The organism is Streptomyces sp. NPDC017246, assembly GCF_044331325.1.
In the GTDB taxonomy this organism is placed as follows: Bacteria; Actinomycetota; Actinomycetes; order Streptomycetales; family Streptomycetaceae; genus Streptomyces.
Window position 1 is genome coordinate 759,023 of sequence record NZ_JBIRMW010000001.1, and the last position, 14,974, is coordinate 773,996.

Below are 14,974 nucleotides of genomic sequence, written 5' to 3' on the forward strand. Positions count from 1 at the left end.
GGTAGGTACCGGGCAGCGCCCATCGTGTGACACGTGTCAGACCCCGTCAATGAGCCGAACGAAGGTTGTTGACGGAGATTCAGTGAAGGCCGCGGGCCGGCCACGACCGGGTTTCCGAGCCACGGCCGGGCCGGCACGTCGGGACTCTGCGCAGAGCCGGCACGTCGGACTCAGCGCAGAGCCGGCACGTCGAGCGTGAGGGTGCCCTTCTCCGCGTCGAGCACGCCGGCCGCTCCGAGCGGCATGGTCAGCGCCGTTTCGCTGTGGCCGAAGCCCAGCTCCTCCACGACCGGAATCCCCAGCCCGCCGAGCCGGTCGGCGAGCAGCTTCCGCACCTCCTCGTACGGACCGCACTCCGCCCAGGAGCCGAGACCGATGCCCGCGACACCGTCGAGCCACCCGGAGCGCAGAAGGTGGGTGAGGACGCGGTCGAGCCGGTACGGCTCCTCCCCCACGTCCTCCAGGAGCAACAGCCCGCCACGGGCCGAGGGCCGGCCGTACGGGGTGCCGAGGTCGGCGGCGAGGAGGCTGACGCAGCCGCCGAGCGTCACACCCCGGGCCCGGCCCGGGACCAGGGCCCGCGCCGTCCCCAGGCCGAGTGTCCGCACCGACTCGGGCTCGAACAGCGTCGCCCGCAGGGACTCCTGGGTGTGCGGGTCCGAAAGGAAAGTGCCCGCCGCAACCATGGGACCGTGCAGGGTCGCGTATCCGGCCCGGAGGGCGAAGGCCTCGTGCAGGGCCGTGATGTCGCTGTAGCCGACGAACGCCTTGGGCCCGGCCTCCCGGATCGCCCTCCAGTCGACGAGGTCGACCATCCGCTGGGCCCCGAATCCGCCGCGCGCGCAGATCACGGCGGAGACCGAGGGCTCGCACCAGGCCTCGGTCAGGTCCCGGGCGCGGGCCCGGTCGGCGCCCGCGAGATGACCGAGGGTGGCGTGGGTGTCCAGGACGTGTGGGGCGACGACGGGGTCGAGGCCCCAGCCGCGCAGGATGTCGAGGCCCGCGCGGAGCCTCTCCTCGGGGACGGGACCGCTGGGGGCGACGACGGCGACCCGCGCCCCGGGTCGCAGACGGTGGGGCCGGGTGAGCGGTTCGACGTGCGTCCGGGCCGCCGCCGCCACGTCGAGGCCGGCGGAATCGTGCGCGCTCATGTCCGGTACTCCGGTTCGGCGGGTGGCGTCATGTCCGGCGCTGCGGTTCGCGCGCGCTGATGTCCGGTACTCCGGTTCGGCGCGCTCACGTCCGGTACTCCAGGTCGGGCACGTCCGTCCGCCGGACGCCGAAGGTCCGCGCGTACAGGGAGAGTTCGGCCTCCAGGGCACGCGCCATCGTGTCGGCCCTGCGGAAGCCGTGCCCCTCCCCCTCGAAGGCGAGGTAGGCGTGCGGAATCCCCCGGCCGGCCGTGCGGCCGAGGAAGCGCTCGGCCTGGGCGGGCGGGCAGATGACGTCGTCGAGGCCCTGGAGCAGCAGGAAGGGCACCGTGACGCGGTCGACGTGCTCGATCGGCGAACGTTCCTTGTACCGGGCGGGCACGTCGTCGAGCGACCCGATGAGGCCCTGGAGGTACTCGGACTCGAAGTCGTGGGTCTCGTCGGTGGCCCAGCCCCGCAGGTCGAGGATGGGGTAGATGATCGTGCCGCAGGCGTACACGTCGGTGGCGACGAGGGAGGCGGCGGTCGTCCAGCCGCCGGCGCTGCCGCCGCGCACGGCGAGCCGGGCCGGATCGGCGGTGCCCTCGGCGGCCAGGGCCGCGGCGACGGCCGCGCAGTCCTCGACGTCGACCACCCCCCACTGCTCGCGCAGCCGCTCCCGGTACTCCCGGCCGTAGCCGGTCGAGCCGCCGTAGTTGACCTCGGCGACGCCGATGCCCCGGGAGGTGAAGTAGGTGATCTCCAGGTCGAGGACGAGCGGCGCGTGGCCGGTGGGGCCGCCGTGCGCCCAGATCACATAGGGCGGCAGCTCGCCTTCGGGCCCGGTGAAGTCGGGGTGGCGGGGCGGGTGGACCTGTGCGTGGATCTCCCGCCCGCCGGGCCCGGTGAAGGTACGGACGCGGGGCTCCGGGTGGTGGGCGGGGTCTACGGGGTCGGTGTGCGCGGCGCCGACCACCCGGGTGCGGCCGGTGCGGGTGTCGAGTTCGACCAGCTCGTAGGAGCTGTGCGGGGACGCGGCGACACCGACGACCCGGGTGCCGTGGGCGGCGAGGGTCGGGGCCCACTCGGTCCAGGGTCCCGCGGCGTCGGCCAGTGTGCCGCGCTCGGGGTCGAGGATGCCGAGGGCGGTGGTGCCCTTGCCGTGGACGACGGCGATCAGACCGTTCTCCAGGGGCGTGAACCAGTTCAGCCCGATCTTCCAGAGCGGTCCGCCGAACTCCTCGGCGCGCGGGCAGAGCGCGGTCGGCTCCCCCAGACCGCCGTGCGCGTCGGGCTCCGCCCGGTAGAGGTTCCACCAGCCGGTCCGGTCGCTGACGAGGAGCAGCCGTCCCTCCGCGTCCCAGTCGACCTGCGGGATCGACTCGGCGGGGCCGCCCGCGACGGTCCTGGCTTCCTGGAAGGTGCCGTCGGGGGCGACCTCGGCCAGTCGGACCTCGGTGCCGTCCCAGGGCATCCGGGGGTGGTCCCAGGCGATCCAGGCCGCCCGCCGCCCGTCCGGGGAAAGCCGTGGCCCGGTGACGAACCGGTGCCGTCCGTCGGAGAGTTCGCGTACAGCCGTACGGTCCTCGGCGGCCGAGCCGTCGAGGGGTACGGCGGCGAGCACCCGGCGCACATCGGTCGGCGCGGGTCCGGTGAACTCCTCCAGGACGCACCACACCTCGCCGCGCTCCGGGTGGATCACCGGGTCCACCCAGCGCAGTCCGCCGCCGGTCCCGGAGACGGGGGTGAGGGGCCGCGGCCCGGCGCCGGGCGCGGCGTCGGGCTCGTACGCGTACAGCCGCTGGTCCGGGAAGTGGCAGAACACCGAAAGGGGTCCGCCCGACGGGCGGTCGACCGCCGCCCAGGGGAGGCCGCCGTATTCGATCACCCGGCTGCGGACGTTCCACGGCGCGGGCAGCACGTTCTCCTCGGTGCCGTCGGCACGCCGCCGGACGAGGGCGCGCCGGCCCCCCTCGGTGGGGCGTGGCGCGGTCCACCACAGCTCGTCGCCGACGGCGCCGAGGTACTCGGGCCGCCCGTCGTGGGCGGCGGCGAGCGCCGCGTCGACGGGTGACGGCCAGCTGCCGTAGGCGGCCGTGGTCGTGGCCATCTCAACTCCCCCTGTCAGGCTGTTGCGCGAACGGTCACGGTCCTAGGCTGTCTTCAGGTAGTGGTCGAGCACCCGGACACCGAAGTGCAGCGCGTCCACGGGAACACGTTCGTCGACGCCGTGGAAGAGGGCCGCGTAGTCGAGATCGGGTGGCAGCCGGAGCGGCGAGAAGCCGTAGCCGGTGATGCCGAGCCGGGAGAACTGCTTCGCGTCGGTGCCGCCGGACATGGTGAACGGCACGACGTGCCCGTCCGGGTCGAAGCGCTCGACGGCGGCCCGCAGCTTCGCGAAGGTCGGCGAGTCGACGGGGGCCTCCAGGGCGACCTCGCGGTGGTGGAACTCCCACTCCACGTGCGGACCGGTGAGCCGGTCCATGGTCGCGGCGAACTCCTCCTCGGTGCCCGGCAGCGTCCGCCCGTCGATGTGGGCGACGGCCTGACCGGGGATGACGTTGACCTTGTAACCGGCCGTCAGCATCGTCGGGTTGGTGCTGTTGCGGACGGTCGGCGCGACGAGGGCGGCGGCGGGGCCGAGCTTGTCGAGGAGGAGGTCCACGTCGAGGTCGGGGGCCGAGGTGTCGATGTCGAGGGCGTACAGCGCGGCCAGTTCGGCGAGGGCCGCGCGGACGGTCGCGGTGAGGCGGACCGGCCAGGTGTGCGCGCCGATCCGGGCGACGGCGTCGGCGAGGCGGGTGACGGCGTTGGCCGTGTTCACCTTGGAACCGTGGCCCGCGCGGCCCTGGGCGGTCAGCTTGAGCCAGGCGGTGCCCCGCTCCCCCGCCGCGATCGGGTACAGGGTGGTGCCAGGCTGTGGGTGGAAGCTGAAGGCCCCGGACTCGCTGATGCCCTCGGTGCAGCCCTCGAAGAGCGCGGCGTGCCGGTCGGCGAGGAAGCCGGAGCCGTCCTCGGCGCTGGCCTCCTCGTCGGCGGTGTAGGCGAGGACGATGTCGCGGCGCGGCCGGATGCCCTGCCGGGCCCAGGAGCGGACGACGGCCAGCACCATCGCGTCCATGTTCTTCATGTCGACGGCGCCGCGCCCCCACACGACTCCGTCGCGGACCTCTCCGGAGAAGGGGTGGACGGTCCACTCGGCGGGGTCGGCGGGCACGACGTCCAGATGGCCGTGGACGAGGAGTGCCTCGGCCGAGGGGTCCGTGCCGGGAATGCGTGCCACCACGTTGGTGCGGCCGGGGGTCCGCTCCAGGAGGGTGGGTTCGAGGCCGGCGGCGGCGAGCCGCTCGGCGACGTATTCGGCGGCGGGGCGCTCGCGGCAGTCGCCGCCGCCCCGGTTGGTGGTGTCGATGCGGATGAGCTCGGAGGTGAAGGTGACCACCTCGTCGAGCGCCGTCGTGTCCGGGCCCCGGACCTCCTCAGCCATACTGCTCCTCCACCGCGGCCGAGACGATGGTCGTGACCGCCTTGAATGTGCGAATTGCCTCGTACATGGTCTCGCTCGTGTACGTGACGCGCCGCTCTCCGCTCCGCGCCACGCCGGGAACCACCGTGGCGGCGGCGCCCAGATGCTCGGCGTCGAACTCCAGCTCCACGGTGAAGGGGCCGCCCCGGACCGGTTCGCGGCGCACGGCGAGCGCGGCGCCGGCCTTGGCCGCGGCCCGGATGTCGGCGGCGGTTCTGGCCGGCGTGCGGCACACCGCCGCGTACCGCGAGACATGGTCCTTGACGGCGACCTTGGGTGCCTCCGGCGCGTAGCCGAGGGCGTCCTCGCAGGTGAGGTCGTCCCCGGTGACCAGGACGACGGGCACGCCGTACTCCGCGACCACATGGGCGTTGAGCAGGCCCTCGCTCGCCCGCTCGCCGTCGAGCCAGACGCCGGTGATCGAGTTGGCGAGATAGGTGTGGGCGAGGACGCCCTCGGTGCCCGCACCGGTGTGGTAGCCGACGAAGGCGATGCCGTCGACGTCCCCGTGCTGCACGCCCTCGACCATGGAGAGGGACTTGTGCCGCCCGGTGAGCATCTCGGCGCGCTCGTCGAGCCGCTCCAGGAGAAGGTTCCGCATGGACCAGTGCGCCTCGTTGATGAGGACCTCGTCCGCGCCGCCGTCGAAGAAGCCGAGCACGGCGGCGTTCACGTCGGAGGTGAACATCGAGCGGCAGCGCTCCCACTGGGGCGTGCCGGGCAGCACGTCGGCGGGCCAGGTCACACCGGTCGCGCCCTCCATGTCGGCGCTGATGAGGATCTTCATGTCTGGCACCGTACGCGTCGTCCGGCGGCCTCACCACCCCTGTGGAAAACCGCCGTTGGAGTGGACCACTGACACTCACCGGGACGGCGGAACGGATCACCCCGGCGGTTCCGCATAGCTCCTGGGGTCCTCTTCGGCGAGGCGGCGCAGGGCGGCCGCGGCCTGCTCCTCCGGCGGGGTTCCGTCGTCCGGGACGCGCCAGAGGAACTGGCGTACCGGCTGTTCCGTATCGGGTGTGCCGTCGGCGGTCAGGGGCGGGCCGGTGAAGGTGACGACGGTGGTGTCGGGTGTGCGGGAGTCCGTGGAGATCCACCCTCGCCCGAGCCCCCACCGGGCGAGCGGCTCGGGCCGTTCGCGCAGCCCCGAGCTGATCAGCCGGGCGGTCCGGCGGGCCGGCCAGGTCCAGTCGCGGTCCTGCTCGGCGCGGGCGATCTCGCGGTCGTACGCGTCGGCGTCGAAGCGGTACGCGGGGAGGGCCGGCGCCGAGCGGGGCGCGCAGGGCCTTCGCCAGCCGTCCCAGACGACGTGCGCGTCCTCGCGCCGCACGGTGACGTGGAGGGCGCCGCAGCAGCCCTCGGTGCAGTACGCCTCGGCGAGCCGCACCTCGTGCGGTTCGGGTCCGGCCCGCAGCGCTCCGCCTTCGAGGAGCTCTTCGGGCGGTTGGCCGGGGCCGTGTCCGAAGGCCTCGGGGAGGAGGGGGCGTCCGTCGACGAGGAAGCGGGTCTCGACGACGTCCGCGTCACCGGGGTCGGGGACGGCGACCTCGATCCGGAGCGTGGGCGTGTCGGCGGGTTCCTCGGGCCGGGCGGCGCGGAGGTGTCGTGCGGTACGGCGGATCCAGTCGGCGCGTCGTCGCCCTTCGAGGTCCGCGGGGGTCCCGGGCTCCCCCGCGGCGTCCAGGAGGAGGGTGATCAGCTCCCGTCTGCGTCCCGCCGGCCAGGGCAGGACGTGCGCGGGGCCGCTGTGCAGGCCGAGGGCGAGGGTGACGAGGCGGGCCCGGTGGTCGAGGTGCGGGGGCAGTGCGTGGGCGTGGGCGGCCACCGCCTCGTACAGCGCGACGGCCTCGTCGTACCTGCGGATCTCGGCCTCGTCGTACCGGCCGCCGCACATGCGCGTGAGGAGGTCGAGCGCCTGGGCGAGGAGCCCGGGGCGGTGCGGTTCCCGCCGGAGGAGTTCCGGCAGGCCGATGGCCTCGGCGACGCGTCGGGCGTCTTCGGGGCCCAGCTCGCGGGGCGTGGCCGGGAGCCCGGGGAGCCGGTCTGGCGCGGCCGCCTCGTCCCCCGTGGCCAGGGCGACGGCGAATCCGCGCAGCTCCTCGCCACTGGTCCGGTGGACGAACCACACCAGGGCGGCGGCCTTCCGGTCCAGGGGTTCGAGGGCCGTGACGACCTGCGTGCCGAGCCTGTCGAGGTGGCCGAGAGCGCGCAGGCAGGGCACGTCCTCGGGCTCTCCGAGGCGGGAGAGGAGGCCGAGGCCGGCGGAGACGGCGCGGGTGATCGTCCCGTGCCTGGTCAGGTGCCGTCCGAGGGCACGGGCCCGTTCACGGGCGGCGGGATCCTCGGGTGACGGCAGGGCGGCCGCGGCGGCGAAGACGGCCCCCTCACGGACGTGGATCGCGGCGAGTGCCCGCTCCATCTCCACGGCGGCCCGCTCGGGGTCCGGGTCGGCCAGGAAGGGGCGGAGGAGCCCGGGGAGGGCGAGGCGGGCCTCGCGGGCGGCGCGGGCGTCGGCCGGGTCACGCGGTGGGCACGCGCCGTCGGGCAGCGGGAGGCCGCCGTGGGGCAGGGGCGCGTCGGGTGCGGCGTCGCGCAGGCCCTTGGCGTACGCGTACAGGGAGGGTGCGAGCGCCGGGCGCTCGTACGGCGCGCTCATCGCGCGGGGTGGGACTCGATTCCGCAGGTCATGGCGGCATCCTGGCCCGCGGTCGCCCGTCGCGCCAGCGGTTTTCCGCGGGCCGATGCATGGAATCGGACGAAACATCGCCAAGGGGTGCGTATAGGCTGTCGGCCGCAGTTCTCTTACCCGACCTTCCGGAGTGTTCTCGGTGACCATCGCCCTCGACCCGTCCGACATCTCCCCCGCCGTCCCCGCGCCCGCCGATCCCGAGCCCCCCACGGCGGAGCGGCCGGGCGCGCCGGAGGAGTTCTGGGTACAGCAGCCGGAGCCGGAGGCCCACGCGACCCCGGAAGCGGAGCCGGCGGCATCCGCTGCCCCCGAAACCGAGGCGGAGGCACCCGCCGCCCCGGACGCCGGCGCGGAGCCGGCGGCATCCGCTGCCCCGGAGAACGGCTCGGAGGCGGAGGCGGAGGTCCCGGACGCCGCCGATCTCGACCCCGTCGTCGTCCGCGACGCCCTCGACTTCGGGGTGTACGCCCGCACCGGCGGCTGGGCCTTCGCGCTCAAGGTGGCGCGGAGCGTACGGCCCGGCGGCCAGCCCGCCGAGGGGAGGTCGGCGACGAAGGTCTCGGCGAAGGCCTTCGCCGAGCTCGCTGGGTGCTCGCCGGAGCGGGTCATGCGCTACTACAAGGCCTGGGACATGGCGGCCGACGACGGTCTCGTGCCGCAGTTCGAGGTGCTCGTGCCGGGTGAGGACATCGAGCTGCCGGACGCGGACGTCTGGCTCTCGTACTACACCTCCCGCAACAGCGCCTCGTCGGTGCGCGGCCAGGCGATCAGCGCGGCGGCCGAGGCGGAGGGCATCCGGCCGACGAAGGCGCTCGAGGTCGCCGAGAATCCGACGGCGCTGCGGGCCGCGATCCTCGCCGACCCGGGGACGGCGGAGGCGGCGCGCGGCGCGCTCCTCGACCGGATGAAGGAGGACCCGGCCCTCCAGACCGAGATGGCCCGCGCCATCGCGCGTACCGACGATCTGAAGAAGGCGGTGGCGAGCGAGGCGAAGGCGGCCGACCGCATCGGCTATGTGCGCCAGATCGTCGAGAACGGCCAGATCAAGACCCCCGCGGGGCAGACCGTGGAGGCACCGGCCGGGCTGCGGGCCGAGGCCGAGCGGCATCTCTCGCTCCTCGACGAGCTCGACGACTCCGAGGAGGCGGGCGAGTGGGCCGGTGAGGCGTACGACGCGGTGAAGGGCCTGGTCGCCAAGGCGGTCGAGGAGGATCCGGCGCTGCGCGTCCAGGAGCGGCGGACGAAGTTCTACAGCAGCCTGCAGAAGGCGACGAAGGTCTTCGAGGAGCTGACGCTCGACGAGGTCCTCGAGGAGGAGATCTTCGAGGACGACATGCTCCAGCGCCTCGAAGCCCTTCAGGAGGCGATCAGCTCCTGCATCAGCACGCTGCGCAGGGCGTCGACCGCCTCCTGACCTCCGAGGGGCGGCCTCAGTCCTGGTGGCCGAGCTGGAGGTCGCGCTCGGTGCGGCCTCCGCCGGCCATCTGGAGGACGGTCGCGACGGGCGGGTAGCCGGCGGCGATGACCGTGTACTCCCCGGAGGACAGGTCCACGAAGCGGAAGGTGCCGTCGGCCCCGGTGGTGAGGGTGTCGACGACGTTCCCGGCGGCGTCGAGGAGGGTGACGCGGGCGTCCTCGACGGGGCGTCCGCCGCCGGCCCGTACGGTGCCGCGCAGCACCGCGCCGCCGGCCAGCTCGATGTCCTGGCGGGTCTCGCGGGAGGCCTGGACGCTCACCGGGAGCGCGGCGGGCCGGAAGGCGGGGGCGCTGGCGGCGAGCGTGTACTCGCCGGCGACCAGGTCGGAGATGACGTATCCGCCCTCGCGGCCGGTGCGGGTGGAGGCGACGACCTCGCCGCGTACGTCGGTGAGGGTGACGGCCGCGTCCCGTACGGGCGTCCCGTCGGCGGTGACGACGGCGCCCGCGAGCCGCCCGGCGCCGCCGAGGACGACGTCGAGCTCGACGGGCCGGTCGCCGACGGTGACGGAGACGGCCTGGGGCTGGTGTCCGCCGGCCGCCGCGATGAGGACGTACGCGCCGCCGCCGGGGACGCTGAGCGCGTACCGGCCGTCCTCGCCGCTGGCGCCGCGGCCGACCTGCCGCCCCTGGACGTCGATGAGGGTGAGGGCGGCGCGGGGGACGCGGCTGCCGTCGTGGTGCTGGACGGTGCCGCAGACGGGGAGACCGGAGTGCGGCGGGGCGACGGGGGTGGCCGCGGGGGCCGCGTGGCGGGCGTGCGGGACGGCCTGGACGCCGCCGAAGTCGTCGGCCCCGGTGGCCTCGGTGGTGGGGCTGTGGTGGGTCACCAGCGGTTTCTCCTTGAGGAAGAAGGCGAGGACGAGGCCGAGCACGAGGACCGGCACGAGGTAGAGGAAGATGCGCGGCATCGCGTCCGCGTAGGCCTGGATGTAGGCGTCGCGTACGGCGGGCGGCAGGGTGTGCACCGTCTGCGGGGTGATCGACTCGGCGGGCGGCAGGGCGGTCGCGCCGTCGGACAGGACGCCGGCGAGCCGGTCGCCGAGGGCGTCGTCGAGCCGGGAGGCGAAGAGGGTGCCGAAGACGGCGGCGCCGATGCTGCCGCCGATCTGGCGGAAGTAGGTGTGGGCGCTGGTGGCGGTGCCGAGGTCGGCGGGGCGTACGGAGTTCTGGACGGCGAGGACGAGCACCGGCATGACGAGGCCGATGCCGGTGCCGAGGACGGCCTGCCAGAGGCTGTGCTGGAGGCGGGGGGTGTCGACGTCCATCCGGGAGAGCAGCCACATGCCGAGGACGGAGACGGCGCCGCCGGCCACCGGGTAGATCTTGTAGTGGCCGGTGCGGCTGATGAGCTGGCCGGAGACGACGGAGGCGATGACGATGCCGCCCATGAGGGGCAGCATCAGGAGGCCGGACTCGGTGGCGCTGGCTCCCTCGACCATCTGCAGGAAGCTGGGGAGGTAGCTGGCGGCGCCGAAGAGCGCGATGCCGACGACGGCGCCGACGAGGGCGGTGACGGTGAAGACCGGGTCGCGGAACAGCCGGAGTGGGATGAGGGGTTCGGGCGCGAGGTGCTCGACCACCAGGAAGAGCAGGGTGGTTCCGGCCGCTCCGCAGGCGAGGGCGAGGACGACGCGGGAGTCCCAGGCGTACTCGGTGCCGCCCCAGCTGGTGAGCAGGACCAGGCAGGTGGAGGCGGCGGCGAGGAGGAGCGCGCCGAGGACGTCGAAACGCGCGCGTGCCGTGGGCTTGGGGAGTTTGAGGACGACGGCGACGACGGCGAGGGTGACGAGCCCGAAGGGCACGTTGAAGTAGAAGCACCAGCGCCAGGAGACGTGGTCGGTGAAGAAGCCGCCGAGGAGGGGGCCGGCGACGGAGGCGAGGCCGAAGGCGGCGCCGATCAGGCCCATGTACCGGCCGCGCTCCCGGGCGGGGACGATGTCGGCGATGATCGCCTGGACGCCGATCATGAGGCCGCCCGCGCCGATGCCCTGGACGGCGCGGAAGGCGATGAGCTCGTCCATGCTGCGGGACCAGCCGGCGAGGCCGGAGCCGATGACGAAGACGACGATGGCGAAGAGGAAGACGCCCTTGCGGCCGAGGAGGTCGCCGAGTTTCCCGTAGACCGGCAGGCCGATGGTGGAGGTCAGCAGGTAGGCGGTGATCGCCCAGGACATCCGGTCGAGGCCCTGGAGTTCGCCGACGATCTTCGGCAGCGCGGTGGCGACGATCATCTGCTCCAGCGCGGCGAGGAGCAGCGCGAGCATGAGGCCGCAGAAGACGAGCCGGACGCGGCGGGGGTCGAGGTGCTCGGCCGGTCCGGGGTCGGCCGGCGCGGCGGTCGGGCCGCCCGCGGCGAGCGGTTCCGTGCCCGCCCCGTCCTCGGTGTCCTCGGCGGTTTTCGCCATCGTGATCGAACCCACGTGCCTGCTCCCCTCGTCACGGCGTCTGCGCCGCGCCATTCTTCGCATTGGGCACGAAGAGGGAGCAAGTCGGGCGGTACGGGAGGACAGTGGCGCCCGGGGAGGTGAACGTCCCCGCGTCACGGCGCACTTGGGTCGCTCATCAGCGCGTTTACGAGGGGGCCCGCGCCCCCCGGTGCGCGGGGGCGCCGGTGTGGGGGTGCGGGCGATCCACTCGAATCGGTGAACGCTCCGGGCGTTACTTCTCGACCTCGTCGGCCAGCTTGGCGAGGACGGCGTCGTAGATCCGGCCGAGGCCCTTGGGCGCGAAGGTGCGCTCGAAGAAGCCGCCGACGCCGGTGGCGCCGTCCCAGACGGTGGTGACGACGGCCTTGGACTTGCCCTCGCCGGCGGGGGTCACGATCCAGGTGGTGACCATGGAGGAGTTGCGGTCCTTCTCGACGAGCTGCCCGTCGGTCGGCTCGGTGACCTCCAGGAGGCAGTCGCGGACGCGCTTGCTGGTGGCCTGGAGCTTCCAGTGGACGAGGGTGCCCTCACCGTCGCCGCCCTCGCGCACCTCGTACTCGCTGAAGTGCTCGGGGAGCAGCTTCGCGCGCGTGCCGCTGTAGTCGGCCAGCGCGTCGAACACCGTCTCCGCGTCCGCGGCGATGATCCGTTCGGTGGTGGCCTCGACCTGCGCCATTGACTTCCTCCAGCTCGTGGTTCCTCAGGGGTGTGGGCCAAGCGAACCACGTGGGCTCCGGGGCGCGAAATCCGGGTTGCGGCGATCAAGGGAACAGATGTTCTATTCTGACCGAACGGTCGAGCCGGGGTCACGTCGGACCCCGGGCGGAGCCGAGGCACCAGTCGAGGCAGAGCCACCGAGGAGGCGTCCATGCGCTGGGACAATCTGGGCGACACCCCTGCCGCTCCCGCCGACATCGCCCTGTTCGGCACGGACGCGGTGACCACCCGCACCTTCGACACCCCCGAGTTCCGGGGCATCACCTTCCACGAGGTACGGGCCCGCTCGGTCCTCAACCGGGTGCCCGGCGCCTCACGGATGCCGTTCGAGTGGACCGTCAATCCGTACCGGGGCTGCACGCACGCGTGCGTGTACTGCTTCGCGCGCAAGACGCACAGCTATCTCGATCTCGACACCGGGCTGGGCTTCGACTCCCAGATCGTCGTCAAGATCAACGCCCCGGAGGTGCTGGCCCGCCAGCTCGGCTCCGCCCGCTGGCAGGGCGCGCACATAGCGATGGGCACCAATGTCGACTGCTACCAGCGGGCCGAGGGCAGGTACGGCCTGATGCCGGGCATCCTCACCGCCCTGCGGGACCGTGCCAACCCCTTCTCGATCCTCACCAAGGGCACGCTGATCCTGCGCGATCTGGAGCTCCTCACCCAGGCGGCCCGGGTCACCGAGGTCGGCATCTCCGTCTCCGTCGGCTTCACCGACCGGGAGCTCTGGCGCACGGTCGAGCCCGGCACCCCGTCCCCGCAGCGCCGGCTCGACGTGGTCCGCACCCTCGGCGAGCACGGCATCGACTGCGGGGTCCTGATGGCCCCCGTGGTGCCCTTCCTCGGCGACCGGCCCGAGCAGCTGCGCGACACGGTCCGCGCGATCGCCGAGGCCGGGGCGAGCTCGGTCACCCCGCTCGTCCTGCATCTGCGGCCGGGCGCCCGCGAGTGGTTCATGCAGTGGCTGGGGCACCACCACCCCGGTCTGGTGCGGCGGTACGAGCGGATGTACGCGGACGGGGCCTACGCGCCCACCTGGTACCAGCGCCGGATCACCCGTCAGGTGCACGAACTGGCGGCCGAGTTCGGCATCGGACCCGCGCAGCGGGGAGCGGCGCGCCGGGCGCCCGTACCGGAGGAGCCCTCCCCGGCGGCCGCCCCGGAGCAGCTCACCCTCCTCTGAGCACTTTCCTCGGATCATCGGACCGGTCACCTGACACGCCGTCGGATCCCCCTCCGTTCGGGTCAACTCTCGGCGAAACAGGTCCTCTCCACGCCGGTTCGGGACACAAACGCCCTATGACCCCACGCGCAGGAATGCTGATCGCCGCAGGAGCGCTGGTCGCCGGGACGGTCACCGTCCTGCCCGCCACCCCCGCGGATGCCGGTGAACCGGCCCCCCGCCCGCTCCCCCCGCTCGCCTGGACCGACTGCGCCACGAAGGCGTACCCGAAGCTCCAGTGCGCCACCGTGAAGGCGCCCCTCAACCACGACGACCCGGCCGGACGGACCGTCACGCTCGCCCTCACCCGGATCCCGCACACCGCGGAGACCTTCCAGGGACCGCTGCTCGTCAACCCGGGCGGCCCCGGCGGCAGCGGGCGCGGCATGGCCGGGTACGTGGCGGCCTCACTGCCCCCGAAGGTGGCCGCCGAGTACGACGTGATCGGCTTCGACCCGCGCGGGGTCGGCAAGAGCGAGCCCGCGCTCGACTGCAAGCCCGGCCACTTCGCACCGGTCCGGCCGGACTCGGTGCCGTCCGGCGCCGAGGCCGAGCGGACCGCGGTCGAGCGGGCGCGGTCCTTCGCCGAGGCCTGCGGCAAGAAGTACGCGGACGTGCTGCCGTACATCGACACCGTGAGCACCGCCCGCGACCTGGACGTCATCCGGCGTGCGCTGGGCGCCGAGAAGATCAACTACCTCGGCTACTCGTACGGCACCTACCTGGGCGCCGTGTACGCACGGCTCCACCCGGACCGGGTGCGGCGCATGGCGCTGGACTCCGTCGTGAACCCGCACGGCGTCTGGTACGAGGACAACATCGCGCAGGACTACGCCTTCGACACCCGCCACAAGGACTTCATGGCCTGGGTGGCCGGACATGACGAGGTGTACGGGCTGGGCACCGACCCGGAGGCGGTGGAGGCCGCCTGGTACCGGATGCGCGACGCGCTGCGCGCGACCCCCGCCGGCGGGAAGGTAGGACCGGGCGAGCTGGAGGACACCTTCCTGCCCGGCGGGTACTACAACGGCTACTGGCCCCGCCTCGCGAAGGCGTTCTCCGCGTACGTCAACGACGCCGACGCGGTGCCGCTGACGGAGGCCTACGAGCGGTACGGGGAGGCGGACGCGGCCGCCGACAACGGCTACTCGGTCTACACGAGCGTGCAGTGCCGGGACGCGGCCTGGCCCCGCGACTGGAACGTCTGGCGCAAGGACAGCTGGGACGTGCACGCGAAGGCGCCCTTCTCCACCTGGAACAACGCCTGGTACAACGCTCCGTGCGCGTTCTGGCCGGTGGAGCCGCTGACCCCGCCGGACGTCACGAACGACCAGGTGCCGCCGGTCCTCATCCTCCAGGCGACGGACGACGCGGCGACCCCGTACGAGGGCGGGGTGGCCCTGCACCGGCTGATGCGCGGCTCCAGCCTCGTCGTCGAGGAGGGCGGCGGGAACCACGGGGTGTCCTTCGGCGGGAACGACTGCCTGGACGAGCACCTGGTCACCTATCTCGCCACCGGCAGGGTGCCGCGCGGCGAGGGCGAGTCCGAGGTGGACGCGGTCTGCGCCGCGCTCCCGGAGCCGAAGCCCGAGCCCCCGGCGCCGCCGGCCGGGAAGAAGGCCGCCCCCCGGACCCTGCCCGCGCCGGCGGGGTCCGTCGGGGCCGTACCGGCCGGGGCGGCCGGGGCGGCCGGGGCGGCCGGCGACACCCTGCACGGGTTCCTCGGCCACGTGCGCTGACCTGGCCGCTCACCGTCGGCAGTGCCCGCGCCCCCCGGGACGC

10 protein-coding genes are annotated in these 14,974 nt (G+C 73.7%); 3 read left to right on the top strand and 7 right to left on the bottom strand.

Going from position 1 to position 14,974, the window contains the following annotated elements; translation table 11 throughout:
* Window positions 1–170: 170 nt before the first annotated feature.
* From ACH4MY_RS03445 to ACH4MY_RS03465, 5 genes are all read right to left on the bottom strand, one after another.
* The gene (locus ACH4MY_RS03445; RefSeq protein WP_397996815.1) at window positions 171–1,151 is read right to left on the bottom strand and encodes an LD-carboxypeptidase; all 981 of its coding nucleotides are present in this window, start codon (window positions 1,149–1,151) and stop codon (window positions 171–173) included.
* Window positions 1,152–1,236: 85 nt separating this feature from the next.
* Entirely contained in the window at window positions 1,237–3,240 is a 2,004-nt protein-coding gene (locus ACH4MY_RS03450) for a prolyl oligopeptidase family serine peptidase (protein WP_397996818.1), read from the bottom strand.
* A 42-nt stretch (window positions 3,241–3,282) separates the two neighbouring features.
* A complete protein-coding gene (locus ACH4MY_RS03455; protein ID WP_397996821.1) occupies window positions 3,283–4,617 on the bottom strand; it encodes a M20/M25/M40 family metallo-hydrolase in 1,335 nt (444 codons plus the stop codon).
* Window positions 4,610–5,443, bottom strand: coding sequence for a M55 family metallopeptidase (locus tag ACH4MY_RS03460; RefSeq protein ID WP_397996823.1), 834 nt, complete (start codon window positions 5,441–5,443; stop codon window positions 4,610–4,612). The genes ACH4MY_RS03455 and ACH4MY_RS03460 overlap by 8 nt, the downstream gene beginning before the upstream one ends.
* Window positions 5,444–5,539: 96 nt before the next feature.
* Window positions 5,540–7,315: a hypothetical protein gene (locus ACH4MY_RS03465; protein ID WP_397996826.1), complete on the bottom strand. Its 1,776-nt coding sequence runs from the start codon at window positions 7,313–7,315 to the stop codon at window positions 5,540–5,542.
* Window positions 7,316–7,487: 172 nt separating this feature from the next.
* Between ACH4MY_RS03465 and ACH4MY_RS03470 the strand changes: the two genes are divergently transcribed.
* Window positions 7,488–8,762 (top strand): hypothetical protein, encoded by a 1,275-nt coding sequence (locus ACH4MY_RS03470; RefSeq protein WP_397996828.1) that lies wholly within the window; start codon window positions 7,488–7,490, stop codon window positions 8,760–8,762.
* Window positions 8,763–8,778: 16 nt separating this feature from the next.
* On the opposite strand, the gene ACH4MY_RS03475 is transcribed toward ACH4MY_RS03470, so the two are convergent.
* On the bottom strand, window positions 8,779–11,232 hold the full coding sequence (locus tag ACH4MY_RS03475) for an MFS transporter (protein WP_397997400.1): 2,454 nt from the start codon (window positions 11,230–11,232) through the stop codon (window positions 8,779–8,781).
* Between the two features lie 253 nt (window positions 11,233–11,485).
* Window positions 11,486–11,929 carry an SRPBCC family protein gene (locus tag ACH4MY_RS03480; RefSeq protein ID WP_189834665.1) on the bottom strand — a complete coding sequence of 148 codons (444 nt, stop codon included), beginning with the start codon at window positions 11,927–11,929 and terminating at the stop codon, window positions 11,486–11,488.
* A gap of 192 nt (window positions 11,930–12,121) precedes the next feature.
* Here ACH4MY_RS03480 and ACH4MY_RS03485 point away from each other — a divergent pair, with 192 nt between their 5' ends.
* On the top strand, window positions 12,122–13,153 hold the full coding sequence (locus tag ACH4MY_RS03485; protein WP_397996831.1) for an Rv2578c family radical SAM protein: 1,032 nt from the start codon (window positions 12,122–12,124) through the stop codon (window positions 13,151–13,153).
* Window positions 13,154–13,269: 116 nt separating this feature from the next.
* Window positions 13,270–14,931 carry an alpha/beta hydrolase gene (locus ACH4MY_RS03490; protein ID WP_397996833.1) on the top strand — a complete coding sequence of 554 codons (1,662 nt, stop codon included), beginning with the start codon at window positions 13,270–13,272 and terminating at the stop codon, window positions 14,929–14,931.
* The last annotated feature ends 43 nt before the right edge of the window (window positions 14,932–14,974 follow it).

Bases quoted from the DNA above. Each gene is read 5' to 3' on its own strand.
- ACH4MY_RS03445 (WP_397996815.1), bottom strand. From the start codon at position 1,151: ATGAGCGCGCACGATTCCGCCGGCCTCGACGTGGCGGCGGCGGCCCGG.
- ACH4MY_RS03450 (WP_397996818.1), bottom strand. From the start codon at position 3,240: ATGGCCACGACCACGGCCGCCTACGGCAGCTGGCCGTCACCCGTCGAC.
- ACH4MY_RS03455 (WP_397996821.1), bottom strand. From the start codon at position 4,617: ATGGCTGAGGAGGTCCGGGGCCCGGACACGACGGCGCTCGACGAGGTG.
- ACH4MY_RS03460 (WP_397996823.1), bottom strand. From the start codon at position 5,443: ATGAAGATCCTCATCAGCGCCGACATGGAGGGCGCGACCGGTGTGACC.
- ACH4MY_RS03465 (WP_397996826.1), bottom strand. From the start codon at position 7,315: ATGAGCGCGCCGTACGAGCGCCCGGCGCTCGCACCCTCCCTGTACGCG.
- ACH4MY_RS03475 (WP_397997400.1), bottom strand. From the start codon at position 11,232: ATGGCGAAAACCGCCGAGGACACCGAGGACGGGGCGGGCACGGAACCG.
- ACH4MY_RS03480 (WP_189834665.1), bottom strand. From the start codon at position 11,929: ATGGCGCAGGTCGAGGCCACCACCGAACGGATCATCGCCGCGGACGCG.
- ACH4MY_RS03485 (WP_397996831.1), top strand. From the start codon at position 12,122: ATGCGCTGGGACAATCTGGGCGACACCCCTGCCGCTCCCGCCGACATC.
- ACH4MY_RS03490 (WP_397996833.1), top strand. From the start codon at position 13,270: ATGACCCCACGCGCAGGAATGCTGATCGCCGCAGGAGCGCTGGTCGCC.